Genomic DNA, 19,551 nt, shown 5'->3' with positions numbered 1-19,551 from the left:
AAAACGGCGTAGCGTCTAAGCTAACTTGCGATTCACGGTTTATGGTCATGGTGGCGAACTTTACAGCAGAGCGGAACGGATGTCAAATTTATGGGTGTCCTATTTATTTTCTACAGGCCCCGAAAGTGCCTGGGTTACAAAACCCCGCTGGAGGCCTATACTGAACTAACCGGTGCACTTACTCCTTGAAGCTGGGCAGAGCGGAAGAGATGTCAATTTTATGGGTGTCCTATTTAATCTTGCGGGTGTTTGTTATATTTTGCACACTTCTATGTTTACTCTATGTTTACTATTAGAGATGTCAAATTTATGGGTGTCCTATTTATTCTTCTTCAATCAACTTCTTGGTATAAACTTTACCTTCATAGCCATCTATATCAATTTCATCAAAATAATTTAGCAAAATGAAATATAAAATATCACTTGGATAAGATAGCCCTTTATTAGCAGCAGATAGCTGAAGCTCTCCATAATACTCAGACGACCCAAAGTAATTTAGCTCAAACATGGTGCTCAATTCGCTAAAAATTAGGCTCAAACCTGCGCCTTTAGAAAGCCCAAAATCAGAATAGGCAGAATCTAAACTTACATTTATAGACTCCCATAAACCATCTAGATCTGCCTCAGAAAAGTTTACATTCGAATTATCTAGGTGCATTACCACACCGTTTCGCAACACAGATTTCAGCTTTTCGTCAAAAACTAACTTTAGCAACCCAACAGCCTCCTCAGTCGTTTTTGGGAGAACCTTGTTTCCATTCATGTCCGAAACATGAACCAACCTTAAGTTTTCAATCACCCCCTCGCCAGGAAAGCCTGGTACAGCTTGGACGGATACAGGCTCTAGCTTATATAAAGAGTCATCTTTGTTTCCACCAATTGATGAAATCGACACACACCCCACTAGAGACAAGAAAATCAAAATAAATATCGAACGTGTGAGATCAGTCATTTCGCGCACACCCGCTACATAGAGTCGGCCCATAACCGCCTCGTGATGGCATCCCAGGTAAAAAGACACCAATATCACCTTTCATATTTCCTATAAAAACCGGCATAGCTCCAGCTTTGCTCAAGCTCGTATCAGAATCAGAAAATCTCATGCTATGACTATCAGTTCCAGGATGAAGATGAACATTCATCATCAATTTAGTTGAAATATTTGCAGCCTTTTTATTAGCAGCAACAGAGTTGGAAACCTTACTCTTACATGCCGCAACACTACCACCATAGCAAAGATTGTTTGGAAACCCTGGCACGGGTATTCCATCCACAGCTTTCCCAGACTTCAAATACAACCTCCCATAATACTCTACCGCATCCCCATCTTTCATTGCTGCTTGCTTAGGTATGCTGGCCTTGATGTACTTAATAGCTTCTTCGTATTGACTCCGAGGGACTTCATATTTTTTCCCCTTCCAAGTTATCTTGACTGTAGCGCTCCTTTCAACACCAGCCTCTTTAAGCCATCGGGCTAATGGGCTCAATCCTTCACTGCCGCCTGTACCAGCAGCATCAGATTCTTCACTCCCATTCCCCTCACTAAAGGTTCCATTCTCATTTAGAACAGGCGCACCACCACTCCCACTATCACCACCACTGTTTCCACCACTGCCTGATGTATCCGGCTCCGGCTCTGGATCCTCATCCTGTTCAACAGAACCTGAATCTGAGAAAAACCCACCGTTAACAGCAAAACTACTACCGTCAATATAACTCCCTAAAAACCCCGTCGGATCAATCATACTCACCGGATTATTCCAAACATACGCATACCGGTTATAACTCTGACTAAAGTGCGGTGCCTGCACCACCACATCCGGCGAAATAAATCGCCCAAGCAATGGATCATACACCCGCCCATTCATGTGAATTAAACCGACATCATCCAACTGCTCGTGCCCGGTAAAACCGCGCGATGTCGTTTGCGCTTGCTTCAACCAAGTCGGTGCTGCACTAATCGCACTCCAATCGAGATGACGATAGCCACCAAAGGGATCAAAATCTTTACCGCTATCGATTTCCCCATCTTCATTGGTAATGACATTAATCGAACCCAAGTGATCGGTATGGGTGTAGAGCATTTTCTCATCGACGTGCATATCGATACCCACTTCACGCGAGTGAATCGCACCACTGAGATAGGTTTTCTCGATCGTCATGATGCTACCGGTTGCCGGGATCACCACTTCAAAATTACCACCGTATAGATACACGGTTTTATCGCCGCGATGGTTTTCTTGGTAGAAACGCGAGGTATCCGGATCGTATTCGAAAAATGCTTTAGCCGTTGGCGATGCCGTATCACCCTTAGTAATTAAATAGGGTTTACCAAACGCGTTATAACTGATATCGCGATCGTCAGCGACGCCCGCAACATTGTCTTTAACAATATTACCGCTCGCATCGTAAACAAAATCATGTTGCGTACCGTTAATCGTTACACGGTTTAGACGATGCGCGCTGCTATCTAAATCGTAACGATAACCGGTGAGGTTGTGACCATCTGAGTCGGTTTTGGTTTTAATATTCCCCAACGCATCATAGGTATAACCCAAAGTGCGTGAACCACCGGTGGAGTTAATGTTCGAGCCGCGTAAGCGCTTTAGATTATCGTAATTAAAGACTTCACGATTGCCGCTTAAACGGTGATTGGTGCGACTGTGAACGGTGTTATCGGACCACCATTCAATTTCAAGGTTTTGAATACTGCCGCTACCCGTCACGATCGATTCTAATTGTCCGGTGATAGGGTTATAGCTGCGCTGGCTACTTAAACCATTCCCCCATTCGGTATCACTGATGTTGCCGTGATTATCCATTGCTGTGACTTGGTACACCAAGGGACCGCTGACGCTATCGCGTCGCACGGCACTGGCAAAGCCGTGGTCATTATAAACATTAAATATTTCTAAGCCGGATGGGTAGTTTTGCGTCTCTACGCGGCTGTAACCATCGTAGGTGATATCGGTTTGATAACTCTCAGTGAAGTTATTCAAGTTGATATTGGTGGTGATGGTCTCCATTTCCAATAATGATGTGTACTGGTAGGTCTCGGTAAAGCCGGGACGCGATTTGTAATCGAGCACACCTTGGTATTGCCCATCGTAGGACCAGGTATTGGTCATTTGATCGCTACCGAGGTGATCATCAATCCGCTGCGTCATGCGACCTAACTTGTCGTAGTAGAACTTGGTGGTAATACCCCGCGCATCGGTTTGTTCCGTGGCTTGACCTAAACCATCGTAGACGTAATTAATAGTGCCGGCGTTCGGGTCTTGCAATTGCGTCATGTTGCCGCGGTTATCAAAATCAGAAATGACATCGGTATCGGCATCACTATTGACACGCACCCAGGTATTGTTACCCATCGCATCATAACCGTATTCGGTTTTGACTTGGTCGCCGGTGCCGTAGGCATCGTAGCTAACAATGAGTTGATTGAGGATGTTGTACTCTTCAACACGCGTATAGGTTTTGTTTGTACCCGGCCCAACAATCGTGGTGGTTTTAGTCACACGACGTCGATCATTCAATTGCTCGTAGTCGTATTCCACTAAACTGCCATCGGCGTTGCTGACGGTAGTAGGGCGATCGTAATGGTCGTACTCGAACTCGGTGTAGGTTGGTGAACCTGTGACATAAGGCACACTGCGTTTTTCAACTCGACCCAAGTAATCGTAATAAATATCAACCTTAAGATCTTCACCATCAAAACCTTCGGTCACGATGCGAATTTCGCGACCACGGCTATCGTAGTAGGTGGTGGAATCCGGTGCGCCTTTATTAATTTCGTAGGCATGCTCGGTAGTTCTTACCACTTTATAGGTGGGCGCTATGGAACCTACCGATGGGCACAGTGCATCACACAAAATTTTCGAGGTGTTGATGATCGTACCGTTAGGCAAGGTCTCTTTGATTAAATTGCCAAAGGCATCGTATTCGTATTCGGTTACCAAACCATTGGGATCAGTAACACGCTTAGGCTTGCCAAATCGCAGATCGTATTCGTACTCCGACAAATGACCTTCTGCATTCATTTGATAACGAGGGTAACGGTTATCAATATACTCAACCATTTCACTGGTGCGCGAACTAAATCCAGTGCCCGATACGGTTATAGACACAGGGTTGCCATTGGTATCGTATTCTGGATCTTCTGTTACGGTGTGTTCTGCGGTTGTCGTCGTCGAGGCACCCAACGCTAACGAGTCACTGCGATGTTTAGTGTTCGTCACCGTTTGCGATTTATTGTTAGCCGAGTTGCTTGGGTCAATGTACGACGTCGACACACTTTCAGCAAAGCCCAATACCCAGTCTGCTGCATTGTTGTTGTATTGGGTACTAACAACTTTGCGATGCTCTAGGTTGTTAAATGTACCGGGCGTAAAATTGCCTGTAGGCGAATAACCATAACCCGTGGAAACAGTGGTTTGCATGCTGTCTTGATACATACTTCGATTGCGAGCTTGACCATTACCTTCAAACGTAATGTTGTTTTCGGTGATGACCGCGCCAGTTGTCACGCCGTAATCTACGATGTATGTTTCTTCGAGTTTGAGGAAGTGCTTGTAAAAGCGTGGACGCTCATAATACAGCCCATCCCAATTTAATGCATAACCATCGGCGTAGTTCCAATAGCGCTCCTGCTTAGATAAAAGAACATTATTGTTGCTAATATAAAGAGGGTTTAAGTAACGCTCCTCCTTTTGAGGCAGGCCATCACCCTCTTCTGCCTTGTAATGAAAGCGACTGTATTTGTAACTTCCATCCGGTAACGTTTGACGATATTCAGAATTCACTTCACTGTGTATAAACCGATAATCATACTCCGTGCGATTAAAGCCACCTAACCCATTGGATGATTCAATAGCCTCGATTTGCAAACTGTCGCCACAGACAGCATCACTATGACAATTGTAGTTAATAGGGGGTAGCTGGGGCTCATCACCAAAGTCCGTGTAGCCGCGTGCTATTTCCTGCTGACGACGAGTTTGTTCAGATTCATAGAAGAATTTACGAATACCACCCAGCCCATTATCGATTTCATCGACACTATACCTATCGACAGTATTGAGCGGACTCCCTGATGGGGCTTTGATGATATCGTATCCGTTGACTCGGTAGCTAAACACATTGGGTAGACCACACGATAGGTTGATCCCTGCAGCGTCATACCCGCAATAGCGAATTGAATCCAGAACCTCAGACTGCCCTTCGCTTCGATAATTGAATAGATACTCGGATACAGGTGCGCCATTCGAATTGTTTTGAATGCTAACCAGCTGCCATAGACCTGCGCCAATAGTGGGCTCACCACTACGAGGCTGATACCCCAAAACGACTTCATATCCACTGTAGCGAATACTTACCGGATATATTTCTTTATATTCGTAACTATTTCCTGCAATGATTCTCTCTTCTGACGCCTTTCCATAAATAATGTCTAACTCGTTTTCAAAAGCATCAATCACCTTACTGGGATACCAGAAGTCTTTATCAGTCGTCCCCTCAGGAAGGTAATCTGGGTTGTACGGAACATCATCCCAACGTTTCAATCGACTATTTTCCGTCGAACCATATAGGTATGTTTTGCCCCCCTTATGCATTTCAAAGTACGCTGATCCGGTTGCATCTTCCCTATAAATAAACTGCTCATCAGAATTCTTTTCTGCACGATAGATTGCACCCACAATTCCTCTTCGATCCCAATCCTCCGGTATTAGCTTGTGCCCTTTATAGCAATACCTCATCTCGTTTTCAGGGAACAGTAAAGTGGAAGGCAAGTCACAAGTGGATATTGGAGCTAAACCGGATAACGACCAGCCAGACTGAAGAGGAGTTGGCGCATTATCCTCCGATTTCCAAGTAGAACTACTCGACAACGCACCGGCAAAATGTGAGCTGTGGCTTAGCACAAGACTTGGAGCATTACCGTTAACGCCCGGCATAGTTTTTATGGGTAGGGAAAGCTCCAAAGCGCCTTGGCGATTAATTCTATGGTCAACATGAAGCGCTTCAGGTAACTCTGAAAATTCAGGTAACTCACCATTAATACTTATTGAAACTGCATTAGAGTAGCTGCAACCAACTTCATTACAAGCCTCAACACGGTAATTCGTAGTACCTAATCTTACTGCATGATGCGTGTATTCTCGGTCACTTACACCAACGTCTGCCACTTTCCTCCAAGAACCATCGATATAGTGCTGGACTGAGAGACTTGTTAAGTCATTGCTTTGAGCTACCCACGTTAAATAGGCTCTACGTTGTGAGTTAGAAGCATCGACACTTAATACCGGCGCTGCAGGCGGTATTTGAATCATAACTATTCCGCTTTGCGCCCAAGCCGAGCAACCACTAGAGTTACACGCGCGAACTCTATAGGTATACCATTCATTGTTCGTTAGTTGCGACTCTTGCTTAGACGTCGAAGCCGAATTTTGAATTGTTGACCAGGAAGGTGAGCCAACATCAACCCAAATTGCACGCTGAAGTTGATAGCTAATTGAAGTCCCCGAGGCGGCCGCCCAAGATACTGTAAAAGTGGATGAATTGACCGGATAAGGTACCGTAGGTGTACCAGGCACCCCAGGAGGAAGCACTACTTGGACGGATTTAACAGCAGTGTAACTACCACATCCAGCCGCGTTGCACGCGCGCACCCTGTAGTCATAACTTCCATCAGAGAGACTGCGCGACTTGGATCGACTCGACCCTGAATATATTTGACTCCAACTCCCGCCATTTTTACGCTGATAAAGTTGATAAGATGTCGGAGAGCCGCTAGCAGCGCCCCAATTAACCGTAAAGCCTCCATCAATATCTTTGCTTGAAGATGCATGAGATAGATTGCTAAAACTAATAGCTCCTGGCGTCGCAGGTGGGGAGGGCGCGGCAACCATAACAAATACCGAACCCAAAGGGTATTTCGAGTAATAGCCAGGATAAGCTATCTCAAAGTACAGCTTATATTCGTAATTACCGGCTGGGACGGATGAAAAGCTATAAGTATTGGCTGAAGGAGGGGTGCTATAAGACTGATTGAAAACACCATCTTTGTATACTTCGATCAAATCAGCTTTAAACGACACATAGGGCCCCACAACATTCATATTGAGGCTAAAATTACCCGTCGTATTCGTATAACTATTTCCTACCTCATAAACTTGCGCCGACGAAACCTGCGAGAGCAGTACGCCCATTGCAATAGTAAGAAAAGCAAATACAACGTGAAATGACTTGCGCTGAAAAACCCCAAACATAACAACCCCAATTATCTACGTAACATAGCTCACTCTTTTTTAGGCCGAACGAATGCCTGCCCAAAGAGCAATTATCGAGAAAAGAAAACAGTTTTTACATCAGACTGGCATCCAATGCCTTTCGTAATCAACTCACTGTATACGGCAGCTAAGCGCCGCTTACCTCATTATTAGTCTTGCGACGTGATCGATACAATCGATGCTAACGTTAGGCGTACTTTCGGCCTAAGAAAAAGCCAACCGAGGCCCAACCCCCAATAAATTATTCGCTTTTACAATACGTTATTGTTAGCGCGAAATTCGTTTTGGTTATTCTTAGTGCAATAATTATAAAAATCAATATTAAAATGGCCGCTTATAACAAATATTTTTAATTTTTGTCGTCCAATTCAACAAAAAGCCCCTTTAACTTTTCAGCTAAAGGGGCTTTCCTTGACTAAGTGCCACGACAACTATTTATCAACCACCTCAAACGCATCCACCTTCTGGAAGCCGCGCGGCAGTTTACTACCACGCCTACCACGCTCTCCCAGGTAGTGATCGAGGTCTGCCATTTTTAATCGCGTATGGCGTTTGCCCGCGTAGAGCACCAATTCTTGTTTGGCATTGACGGTTGCGGCGGCCACTAAAAATTCTTCGCGGGCTTGCAAACGCTTACTGGGGATATTGAGAATTTTGTTGCCCTTGCCGCGCGCCATAACGGGTAAATCTTTGACCGGGAAGCTTAGCATCCGGCCTTCGTTGGTAATGGCGATAATTAAATCGTTTTCAACATCTTTAATTAAGCAGGGCGATAACACTTTGGCACCTTTCGGTAACGTTAATGCTGATTTACCGGAGCGGTTTTTAGTAAAGAGATCACCAATGGTGGCGACAAAACCATAGCCCGCATCGGAGGCGAGTAACACGGCTTGATCGTTGCTACCCATAAACAACCCTTCGAAGGATGCACCGCTAGGCGCATTTAAGCGACCGGTAACTGGCTCACCTTGGCCGCGAGCAGAGGGTAAGGTGTGTGCTGCAATGGCGTAGCTGCGGCCAGTTGAGTCAAACAAGTACACAAACTCGTTACTCTTACCAAGCGCGGAATATTTGTAGCTATCGCCCGATTTATAATTCAGTGCAGTCGGGTCGATGTCGTGGCCTTTGGCAGAACGAATCCAGCCTTTTTCTGATAGCACAATAGTAACTGGGTCGCTGGACAGTAAATCTTTTTCATCCAGTGCTTGCGCTTCTTCGCGCTCGACGAGTGGTGAACGACGGTCATCACCGAATTCATCGGCAACGGCTTGCAGTTCTTTTTTGATGAGTGTTTTTAAACGCGCCGCCGAACCGAGAATTTTTTCCAGTTGTTCACGTTCTTTTTCTAACTCTTCTTGCTCACCACGAATTTTAATTTCTTCGAGCTTGGCGATTTGCCGTAAGCGCAATTCTAAAATCGCTTCCGCTTGAATATCGGTAATACCAAAGCGTTCCATCATAACGGCTTTGGGTTTGTCTTCGGTGCGGATGATATGGATCACTTCATCAATATTGAGGAACGCCGCCAAGTAGCCTTCCAAAATATGTAACCGCTTGAGCACTTTATCAAGACGATTCTGCAAACGACGACGCACCGTCACCATACGGAAGCTCAACCACTCGCCTAAAATTTTATCGAGTGATTTCACACCGGGGCGGCCGTCGATGCCGATCATGTTGAGGTTAACGCGATAGTTGCGTTCAAGGTCGGTGGTGGCAAATAAGTGATTCATTAATTGCTCGACATCAATTCGATTCGAGCGAGGCACAATCACTAAGCGTGTTGGATTTTCGTGATCAGACTCGTCACGCAAATCGGCGACCATCGGCAATTTTTTGGCCTGCATTTGCTGCGCAATTTGCTCAAGGATTTTTGCACCGCTGACTTGATGCGGCAAGGCAGTAATGACAATATCGCCACTGTCTTTATCCCACACCGCGCGCATTTTGATGCTGCCGCGACCGGTTTCGTACAGTTTAATAAGGTCGGCTCGGGGCGTTGTGATTTCTGCATCCGTTGGCATGTCCGGCCCAAGAATATGCGCACATAATTCCGTCACGCCAGCCTTGGGGTTTTCTAACAGATGGATTGTTGCGTTAACCACTTCGCGTAAATTATGCGGCGGAATATCTGTCGCCATACCAACGGCAATACCCGTCGTGCCATTTAGCAATACGTTCGGTACTCGCGCAGGCAAAACGGAGGGTTCATCCATGGTGCCATCAAAATTCGGCGCCCAATCGACCGTGCCCTGCCCCAGCTCTGATAACAAGACGTCGGAGTATGGTGTGAGTTTGGATTCGGTGTAACGCATCGCCGCGAATGATTTAGGGTCATCTGGCGAACCCCAGTTACCCTGTCCGTCGACTAAGGGATAGCGATACGAAAATGGTTGAGCCATTAGTACCATGGCTTCATAACAGGCCGAGTCACCGTGCGGATGGAACTTACCAATCACATCACCCACGGTGCGTGCTGATTTTTTGTACTTTGCACTGGCTTTTAAGCCGAGTTCACTCATCGCATAAACAATGCGGCGCTGCACCGGCTTTAACCCATCGCCAATGTTGGGTAGGGCCCGATCCAAGATGACGTACATGGAGTAGTCGAGGTAGGCTTTCTCGGTATAGGTTTTTAACTCGATGCTTTCTTCAGCTTCGGGGGTTTGAATAATGTCTGTCATAGGCCTTCAATGATGTTCAGCAAATGAATGAAGAAGATGTTTAGTGTGCTAGGCATTCTACCCATCGCCCAGCGGCTAGCAATAGCTGGATATCACTATCCTTAGATTTTGCGGTGGCGATACCAGGTGAATAGCGCAACGCCAATGTTGGCTCCAACAATACAACAGGCACCGAGGATTTTGTTCCAGGTAAGTGATTCGCCCAGCCAAAAAAAGCTCGTCAGCAAGGCGATAGGAACGTATAAATAATAGACGACACCGGTAATGACGCCGGGCAATTCAGAGCTGACTTTTACCCAGAGACTGTGACCGATGACGGTACAGACCACGCCTAGAAGTATTAAACACCACCAATCCGTGGTGTTTAACTGCCAGTCAGTCATCGGGATAAAGGGAAAGAAAATAATACCCGCAAACAGGAATTGCCCCCAGGCTCGCGTTGCAGTGGGCACGGCGATCATACGTTGATGCAACAAAGGCAAGCATGCGTAGAGAAACCCACTCACGACACCAATCAGCATTCCCACCGTGATTTGATTACTCAAGCTGAATTCTGGCGCGACCAAAATCACACCGACAAAGCACAACAACACGGCTAACCATTCCAACGGTGCTATCTGTTGTTTTTTTATCAGCCAGTTGAGAATAAGTAGGTGAATACCGTATGTGGAAATGGCGATTGCAGCGACCGAGGCGTTGGCCGTTTTGATGCTAATAAAGTAGGTCAACCAATGACATCCAAACACCGCGCCAACAACCGCTAAATTGATCCAGTCGGCAGCGCGTAACGTGGTGATTTTTTGCCGCCACAAGGCAACCGGGCTTACCAATAGCAAAGCAATTGCAATTCTCGCCACACCAATGGTGAACTCATTGGCTGATGTAGTTCGAATTAAAATGGGCACTAGCGACATTGATACAACCGCTAGCAAGGCGGCGGCTAGTAGCGAGACAGATATTCTTGCCATGGAGGATTTCACTGGGATCATTTAATGCTGGAGCGCGGTCAGGTATGGTACGGCAATCTAGCGCAATATCAATCTACCCTCGTGATATTTATCGCAATGACAGTAAATAGACATGGTGCAGCTCTTTGTCGAGATGTGATTCAACCGTCATTGTCATTGGTACAAGCTCACCACTCGCTCTGCATACCTGCGCTCGACAGGTGATGACATTGGAAGACGGCATATCGCCATCGATATCGGCTTTGATGAAGTCTCTGACTATTTTTCGACTCTCTTCACCCAATAACGCATCAATGGGCTGACCGATAACGGCATCACGAGTCATACCACTACGACTAAATGTAGCGGCGTTTGCGGTAATGATATGCGCATTGATATCGATGGCCACGACAATATCGTTAGTTTGATTCAGCATAGCCTCAAATAACAGCTGTTGTTTTTCTATTTCAATCGCGGCTTTTTTGTATTCCGTAATATCAATTTGCAAACCATAGATTTCTTTCGGTGCTTCTTTATCATCGACAAACATTTTTCCCACGCTGCGCATCCAACGAATATCACCAAGACGCCGAGCAATGCGATATTCAACATCAAGCTCGGATTTTTCTTCCCACATAGTTCGCACAGCGGCACGTACTTTGTCTTGATCTTCCGGCAGCACAGAGGATAACCATAATTCAAAACTCGGCTTATGCTGCCCCGGCAAATAACCAAGTATCTGGAAATTTTTCGCCGACCATTGCAGCGTATTACCATCGGACTCCCACTTCCAGGCACCCGCACCTGCCGCCTGCAAAGCCAAACGCATGCGCTCCTCTACATCCATCAACTCATTCATTTGCAGAGAAATTTTCTTCCCCATATCGTAAACAAATTGACTTAAATAACCGATTTCATCTTTACGGGTATCCAGGTTAAATTTTTCTAAATTCCCATCACTAATAGCATCCAGTGAGTCCGCGATACTTTCGATACGTCGTGAGAACATCGTACCAATGAGGTATGCAACACACGCAACAAATAGTAAGCCAGATAACGCAACGGCCGAGCCAAACCGCAAGGTTTCTCCCGTTATCGCCTGGGTTTTACTGTGGTCGTAGCGATAAAGTATTTTTCCCACCAACCCACCCGCTGCGGTGATATTGCTGGTCTGCCAGGTAGAGTCCAACTCAAAGTCAGTTAACGATTGCCCTAGTTGTTCTATTTGTGAGGAAGCGACAACCCGCTCGTTATTATCGACAACCATTAAGCTTTCAAAATCCGATTCTTGCACCAACGTCTGCAATTCAAATTGCAACTGGCCGTAGGCTTTGGTCATGAGCGCGGTTAAACCACTGGTACTACCAATATGCCAGACGATAAACGCATTCGAATCTTGGGTTTGCGCGATTAAACGATCTTCAAAAAATTGCAAGGACTTCCACAGCACGGTAAACAAGACTGTAGACGCAAGGACGAGAATGCTAATGACTATTTTGCTACGAAAGGACATAGTTTTTTATTATTGGATGCTCATCTAGGCATCACGTTTTTATTGAAGAGACTCAAACCATTCGATGTAATCGCTATCACGCATTGCAATAATGTTATCCAGGTACGCATTATCAAGAATCGCCTGGTTTGTTTTTGTATCATGCAAGCTAAGAAACCAACGCTGAAGCTGCGCATGAAGGTGACGCAATTTAGGACCAATAATGACTAATATGGGTGGCGACGGAGCGGTATAACCAAAGACGCGATAATTACGCCCGACTTGCTCGCGACTCGTTTCACCAAACCGCTCACCAACGACGCAAGCATCGACGCTCCGGTTGGCTACTGCCAGCATGCACGATTGATGATCGCGGTGATAAACGGCTTGATAATCGTCTTCTTCGATACCGGCTTGCATCAGTCGCTGTTTCGCCGTCAACGTGACAGCGGCCATTTGGTCTGGGAAAGCGACGGTTTTACCCTGAAGTTGTGAAACGTTTGTCAGCGAGTCATCGTTGGTTACGAAGACTCCCCGCAACGGATTGCCTTTTTGCACCAGCCCGGTATAGCCTTTCTCGCGAACAGCCATATAGTCCCAAGGTTGAACCAGAGCAATATCAAATTCGTGTGCGCTGAGCGCTTCGCGGAAGGGAGCATAGGCGGCACGACTTTCTAGCAACACCGGTTGATCAAGCGCTTCGCTTAACGCTTGAACTAGCGCTCGAAACCGGTATTCCAGAACACCGGCCGGAATAAAGGGTAAAACACCAAAACGAATCGGATCTTCGTTTTTGAGAAGTGATGGTTCTGCATCAGCGCTCATTAGCGGAATAAGCGCTAAGGCGACAAGCAAAATTATCTTTCGTCCATTTGACATAGAAACCCCGAGCTTTAACCACGAATCAACTGATTACAGGCCCTCACTGGCGCCTCGGAGAGTGACGTACCGCGAGCACAGTGGCTCGACGCAGTCAGACATGACCACTATACGCCTGTTATACCTCTGTGGGCAATTTTTAACCACTGGTATTGCTAGGGATCCTCACTTTTTTGGTTTTTGCCATAAACCTAGTGTAAACATGCGTTATTCCATTCTTTTAAGCATTGGCTCATCCGCGCCAGCTTTGTATGATGCCAGTCGCTCAATAACGACAATAACGAGCGAATATTCATCAGACAGTCAGATCGTCTAATTCTTTTTCTAACTCTACCTAGACACTGGGGACGTGACTATGCACTCCGTTTTAATCGTTCTATTTGGTATCGCCGGCATGTGCTTTGGCTGGTTCGTCTATTCGAAATTCATCGCCACAAAAATCTTTCGCCAAGACCCCAACTTTGTCACGCCAGCTCACGAACTTGAAGACGGCATTGACTACGTCCCGACCAATAAATTTGTCCTTTGGGGGCATCACTTTACCTCCGTTGCAGGGGCGGCACCAATTGTTGGCCCCGCCATTGCGGTCTATTGGGGCTGGGTGCCCGCTGTATTATGGGTTGTTTTCGGAACCATTTTCTTCGCCGGGGTCCACGACATGGGAGCCCTGTGGGCTAGCGCGCGCCACCAGGGGAAATCGATGGGTGCGCTTTCCGAAAGCGTTGTGGGTAAACGCGCACGCTCACTCTTTATGGTGGTCGTGTTTTTAGTACTGCTTATGGTGAATGCCGTGTTTGGTGTGGTAATCGCCAATTCGTTTGTCGGCACACCCGGTGCAGTCTTTCCTGCGTGGTCTGCTATTGTCGTCGCGTTAATTATTGGGCAGCTCATACAGCGCCGCTTCTCATTATTGCCGCTAATCGTTGGCGGTGTTATCGCGCTCTACTGCTCGATTTATGTTGGCAGCGTGCTACCTATTTCATTACCTGATGAACTACTAGGGCTTTCGGCCAAAGCAAGCTGGATCGTTATATTATTTATCTACGCAGCCATTGCATCGTTACTCCCTGTATGGATGTTATTGCAACCCCGAGACTTTATTAATGGCATGCAGCTGTTAGTTGGTCTGGTCTTATTGTACGGCTCTGTTTTCCTATTTATGCCTGACATTTCAGCGCCTGCATTCAACGATCAACTCGCTGAGGGTACGCCAAGTATTTTCCCATTATTATTTGTGACTATTGCCTGTGGTGCAGTGTCTGGCTTTCATGGCATTGTTTCGTCGGGTACTAGCTCTAAACAACTTGATAAAGAACCAGATGGACGCTTTGTAGGTTACCTAGGCGCAGTTGGTGAAGGCTCACTTGCGCTAATCACCATTGTTGCCGTGTCCAGTGTCGCGTTAGCAGCATCACCTGACAGCTGGCGAGAAATTTATTCCAGCTTTTCCGCCGGTGGTGCAGGCAAATTTATTGAGGGCGGCGCCAATTTAGTTCATCAAGGCTGGGGCATTCCTGTTGAATTCGCGACAACCTTGTTAGCCGTCATGGTGGTGTTATTTGCAGGCACAACTATGGATTCTGGTGTGCGCCTACAGCGTTACATCATTCAAGAGTGGGGAGAGATTTATCAAATTAGCGCTTTTAAAAATGGTCTCACGGCAACATTAATTGCCGTTGCCGCTTGTTTACTGCTTGCGTTTGGTGCCGGCGGCTCGTCGGGTGAAGGCGGCATGGTCATTTGGCCTTTGTTCGGCGCGACCAATCAGATCCTCGCGAGCTTGACCTTGCTGGTAATATCGGTGTTCTTAATGAAACTCGGTCGACCCGCCTACTACACGCTAATTCCCATGGTGTTTATTCTTTGCATGGCGTTCTTTGCTGGAATTTTACAGCTCATTGGTTTTTATGAATCGAAGAACTGGCTATTGGTAGTCGTTGATAGCATTGTACTCATTGTTAGCGTGCTTGTTATTTTAGAGGCCATTTCTGTCATCATACGCCTTAAACGTGGCCAACCAGCAGAGCCTGCTGTATCGGCGGATTGATTCGCTCCAGCGATTAGGTTACTTTGGCTTGCCAAAGTAACCTATCGATAGCGAGACTCTTCAGCATGGAACGCCAACCAAATCTTATTACGTCAATTTCTTTGTTTATTGTCCTCATTACGGCTACGGCATTTAGTAACGCCAGTGATGGCTTTTTCTATGTTACGCCGCAATTCACGATCACCCACCTGTCATTTGATCGCGAATTAGTTCCCGAAGGTTTAGATCGAACCAGTAACGCTATTGGTGCGCAAGTTTCAGCAGGATACCAAACACCTTTTTGGGTAGTCGCTGAAGTGGGTTATGGTTACGCAGAAAATATTGAGGCCTTAGGTAGCACGTTTGATAATCATGAAATCGGCGAGTACCGCTATGCGTTAGGTGTTGCTATACCGCTCGGCAACAATGTTCGCTTGGTACCCAAAGCAGGTCGCATCCGCTACCGAGTTACCGCTGAGGAAGGGCAGTTTTTAAACGCCGGAAGCGAGCAAGGCACCACGATAGAAAACAACGAACATTACCTTCAGTTAGATTTAGAAATTCGTTTGAGTGACTTGGTTGGTTTGGATTTATCCTATGTCACGGCTAACACTCATTTTGGCGATATTGATGCGGCGCGCATTGGTGTTCAATTCGAGTTTTAGTCACCGCTTGATTATTAATAAGCAAAGCTTCTCTTGCCCTTTGCCTTCATGACCCGCATTGTTAATGCATGGTAAAACACACGTCAGATTCAATCACGCAGGCGTTTGAACGCGGCATTGCTATTTATTTCAGCCAATGCCGCTCTCGCATCCCTGCGTTTTGTAACACGCATTTTAATTTTTCTGGCGCTTGGAAAACAAACCGTCGGGCATTTGGTTGGGATATTATTAAAGCGCCTATTAATCTTTTCTGGGCGCCAATTTATATTGCACTCATCTTATTTGGCCTTCTGCTTAGAAAAGCTGGCTTAGAGTTTCCAGCTCGCCTGTTACTGAAAATGCCAAGTGGCTTAACTACCCAAGTACAGCATTACGTTGCCCAAGCCATACACACAGAGTTACTTTGCTCCAACGACCCTACGCAATCGTTGCAGTCTTGTATTGTTGTAGAGTTAGATAAACTCTCCACCCAATCCACTGACCACCAATTGCTTTACCAACAACTAGAGCCTGTGGTCAAAGATGCGCTCAATCAATACACCATTACTCGAACTGCATCGGCCGATATAACTAATTCCCTACTCAGCACGATCGTTGGTGCATTTGCGTTTAAAAAGTTCACCCCCGGTGGCTTTGCCATTGGGATTTATTTAGCCAGCTACATAGCCCATCACTTAGCTGTAAGTGATTTTTTGTTGGGTGCATTTTTCGGTAAGCTTTATTACGCGCTTTTTCCACCGACACCATCCTGGCAAATCCTGGCCGTCAGTATCGCTGCCATATTGGCGATATTATCTATTCTGGCTTCGTTTTCAGGAATTATTTCTGATCCCATGCAACTACATTTAGGGATTCATCGCAAACGGCTTGAGAAGCTCGTCGATAAGCTAGAAAAGGATTTTAAGGCGCAAGAAGTCGGAGGGTTTAGGCCAAAAGATCAGTATGTTGCTCGAATTCTCGAACTCGTTGACGCCGCTAAAGCTCAACTGTTTTAAGCTTTTCCACGACCTCTAACCAGGCGTTTTATTCCTAGGTAGGACCCCGTCAAAGTCGCTATCGATACGCCGATCAACAAGAACCATACAACAATATCCCAGACAGGACGCACGCGTAACCAAGACGCAAAATCCATTTGATGTAAACCGGAAAATAGCCAACGGTACCAACGGTTATCGCGATCAAAGTAACCTACCAGTTCTCCACTTTCGCCATGCAGGTATAGTCGTGTCGATTGCTCATCGTCTAACACCACTCTCTGCACAGGAAAATAGCGCGTGGAATGATGGTTGTAGTAATAGCCATCTGCTTCGTTCAGGGTATCTACATGACGGATTTTTCGCTCAAGCGATACCTTATTAATTAACCGTTGCCATTCGTCGCTCGTCAGGGGATTAGGCGAGAGATCTTCAGCGTTCAACCGCTGCACGCCGGTATCAGAGACAGCAAGAATCTCTAGCTTTCCTGAGAGAGCATAACCTTCTAATCGTTTGGTGTTTTCTGGTATTGGCAATGACGGTAATCGACGAATAAATTGTTCTACATCGCTCGAGGCAAGCGGTACACCCGTTAAAGCTTCTCGCTCGAGCTTACCACCACCTAATTGAAATAGTTGCCAAGGATTCATCGACAATAATCCGCTACCGACCCACGTCAACACTAACAACCCAAACACTAAACCCACATAATGGTGCCACAACGCTACACCTCGATAGGGTGAATGCCGACCACTGGGAAGCCGCCTGTACTTTACAACACCAAGATAAAGCCCAAACACTGTAAGAAATACGCCCAGCAGAGATAAGGCAATAACGACATTTTCCCAAAGCTTATCGTGCTGACGTAACAGCTGAGGATAGAGCCAATGGGGAATCGCGCCAAACCAACTCCATGTTCTCTGCGTTTGAGTTGTTAGTTGTGCAAGGTGCCCACGCGTACTAGAAAAATACAATGCGGTATCATCGATGAAAGAGACTTTCAGCAAAGGACGATCAACATCGTAAAAGTTTGTTACCGTCCATTGATCTTGGTCGATCCACTGCGTGCTGACCACGTCGTTAGGGTCAAACAAAAAGGCATAGGCACCCTCGCTCTGTTGAATTAATTCCGTTTTGCTAAAGGCAGGGATTACTTGCCCGGTACGCAAATCTAAAATCGGATTTTTTCGATTTGAGGCATTAATTCGCAGTATCGGACGATCGGCGTGCATTTCTATTACAAATCGATTCACATCAACCAATGCTTGCGATGGCAAAGAATCAACTCGACAACATTCCGCTGTCGATAACGGGGAAAGTGTTTTAACCTGCTGCTGAGAAGAGACACTAGGAAAAGGAACGTACATCATGACGAAGCCTGATAAACACCAGGCGCTCATCACCATACCGATCGCTATACCAAGATAGCGGTGCAACAAGGTTGAAACACGAAGAAAGGACATCGCTAAAGGTTGGCCCACGCCTGCACAAGCCAGAACACGCCGACACCAAAAGTAATCGCGGCAATGAGGAAACTCAGCCAACGCTCACCCAACTTATGCGCCCCTAAACCCTGCACCGCACACGCTGCGGTCACCGCATAAATCACCATCGCCAATGTCGTACCGACACTAAATAGCACCAGGTAGATAAGTGCCTGCTTAAAATCGTTCAACAGTGTAATTGGAATCAAAGCCAGCAACGGCGCAGAGCCTGCCAAACCATGCAATGCGCCCATTGCGGTCGGGATATGTCGATGCCGTTGCGACTGGGTTAGCCCGTGATCGAGTCCGTCTGGTTGCGAGTGACAAGCGTAGACCAATGATTCATTCCGCGATACCACACCTCTATTGCTAACACTCACCGCAATAGCCCAGACAGCAAGACCGATCAGCGCGGCGCCCACAAGGGCTTCTCCCCAATATTGCCAGTAGGCGTCTAAACGAATATTTAGCGCTGCCAAAATACTACCGACGAGCACAACAATCGCTGCATGCCCTAGACCCCAACGCGCTCCATAACTCGCCGCCGCTTTTAACTTAGGCCTCAAACCGGCAAACACGCTAACCGCCACTAAATGGTCTAGCTCGATAGCATGAATTGCGCCGAGTATGAACGCTGTGAAATACGCACTAATTACAATATCCATTACACCACATCATAAGGGACAGATAAGTTCAGATGCCATGATACCAGGCTACCTGAATTTTTAGGCCACTCATTGCGGCCTGCGGCTAACACAACATCGGATTTCGCCGTCTAACGCGCCTATTTGCACGAAATTGCCAAGCATTTCGCATACTTTCTCTTCAAAATACTTTTAGAACTGTTGAAAAGTGTAATGCGTTTAGATCGAGGGACTAGCTCCCTCTTGGTTGACAGTACTCATGGTTATTGAATGTGTAGTATGTCACACATCCAAACTAAAATTGATAACTAAAAATAAGATTATTGTACGCGCCAACCAGAAACTTTTGAAAATCTATGGATATAAATTATTGGAGGGAGTACCTGCCGGTCGATATAGTCTCCTCAGTTTTGTGAACAAGGGCAGCCACAGAGTGGTCGGCTACCCATTTTCTAGAAGAGGACGCATCT

General features: G+C 46.4%; 11 protein-coding genes. 3 read left to right on the top strand and 8 right to left on the bottom strand.

Features of this window, described 5'->3' with window-relative positions; all coding sequences use genetic code 11:
- Nucleotides 1-322: 322 nt before the first annotated feature.
- The 6 genes from ACZ5NB_RS01625 to ACZ5NB_RS01600 form a co-directional block, all read right to left on the bottom strand.
- Nucleotides 323-952 (bottom strand): hypothetical protein, encoded by a 630-nt coding sequence (locus tag ACZ5NB_RS01625; protein WP_460231129.1) that lies wholly within the window; start codon nucleotides 950-952, stop codon nucleotides 323-325.
- The gene (locus ACZ5NB_RS01620) at nucleotides 945-7,265 is read right to left on the bottom strand and encodes an RHS repeat-associated core domain-containing protein (protein WP_460231128.1); all 6,321 of its coding nucleotides are present in this window, start codon (nucleotides 7,263-7,265) and stop codon (nucleotides 945-947) included. The genes ACZ5NB_RS01625 and ACZ5NB_RS01620 overlap by 8 nt, the downstream gene beginning before the upstream one ends.
- A gap of 452 nt (nucleotides 7,266-7,717) precedes the next feature.
- Nucleotides 7,718-9,970, bottom strand: a complete 2,253-nt coding sequence (gene parC / locus ACZ5NB_RS01615) for a DNA topoisomerase IV subunit A (protein WP_460231127.1) — start codon at nucleotides 9,968-9,970, stop codon at nucleotides 7,718-7,720.
- A 101-nt stretch (nucleotides 9,971-10,071) separates the two neighbouring features.
- Nucleotides 10,072-10,938 (bottom strand): DMT family transporter, encoded by an 867-nt coding sequence (locus tag ACZ5NB_RS01610; protein WP_460231126.1) that lies wholly within the window; start codon nucleotides 10,936-10,938, stop codon nucleotides 10,072-10,074.
- An 88-nt stretch (nucleotides 10,939-11,026) separates the two neighbouring features.
- Entirely contained in the window at nucleotides 11,027-12,430 is a 1,404-nt protein-coding gene (locus ACZ5NB_RS01605; protein ID WP_460231125.1) for a PAS domain-containing protein, read from the bottom strand.
- Nucleotides 12,431-12,469: 39 nt separating this feature from the next.
- Nucleotides 12,470-13,288, bottom strand: a complete 819-nt coding sequence (locus ACZ5NB_RS01600; RefSeq protein WP_460231124.1) for a phosphate/phosphite/phosphonate ABC transporter substrate-binding protein — start codon at nucleotides 13,286-13,288, stop codon at nucleotides 12,470-12,472.
- 355 nt (nucleotides 13,289-13,643) lie between these two features.
- Between ACZ5NB_RS01600 and ACZ5NB_RS01595 the strand changes: the two genes are divergently transcribed.
- The 3 genes from ACZ5NB_RS01595 to ACZ5NB_RS01585 all read left to right on the top strand — a co-directional run bounded on the left by ACZ5NB_RS01595 (nucleotide 13,644) and on the right by ACZ5NB_RS01585 (nucleotide 16,974).
- Nucleotides 13,644-15,335 (top strand): carbon starvation CstA family protein, encoded by a 1,692-nt coding sequence (locus ACZ5NB_RS01595; RefSeq protein WP_460231123.1) that lies wholly within the window; start codon nucleotides 13,644-13,646, stop codon nucleotides 15,333-15,335.
- A 65-nt stretch (nucleotides 15,336-15,400) separates the two neighbouring features.
- Nucleotides 15,401-15,979: an outer membrane beta-barrel protein gene (locus tag ACZ5NB_RS01590; protein ID WP_460231122.1), complete on the top strand. Its 579-nt coding sequence runs from the start codon at nucleotides 15,401-15,403 to the stop codon at nucleotides 15,977-15,979.
- Between the two features lie 68 nt (nucleotides 15,980-16,047).
- On the top strand, nucleotides 16,048-16,974 hold the full coding sequence (locus tag ACZ5NB_RS01585) for a DUF6635 family protein (protein WP_460231121.1): 927 nt from the start codon (nucleotides 16,048-16,050) through the stop codon (nucleotides 16,972-16,974).
- Here ACZ5NB_RS01585 and ACZ5NB_RS01580 read toward each other — a convergent pair.
- The gene (locus ACZ5NB_RS01580) at nucleotides 16,971-18,434 is read right to left on the bottom strand and encodes a hypothetical protein (protein WP_460231120.1); all 1,464 of its coding nucleotides are present in this window, start codon (nucleotides 18,432-18,434) and stop codon (nucleotides 16,971-16,973) included. The two genes, ACZ5NB_RS01585 and ACZ5NB_RS01580, sit on opposite strands and share 4 nt — an antisense overlap.
- Nucleotides 18,419-19,102, bottom strand: coding sequence for a HoxN/HupN/NixA family nickel/cobalt transporter (locus ACZ5NB_RS01575; RefSeq protein WP_460231119.1), 684 nt, complete (start codon nucleotides 19,100-19,102; stop codon nucleotides 18,419-18,421). Before ACZ5NB_RS01575 ends, ACZ5NB_RS01580 begins: the two co-directional genes overlap by 16 nt.
- Nucleotides 19,103-19,551: the final 449 nt, after the last annotated feature.

This window comes from Aurantivibrio plasticivorans (assembly GCF_055392955.1).
Note: the sequence above shows the minus strand (reverse complement) of the source record. Positions and strands in the feature narration are given on the sequence as shown.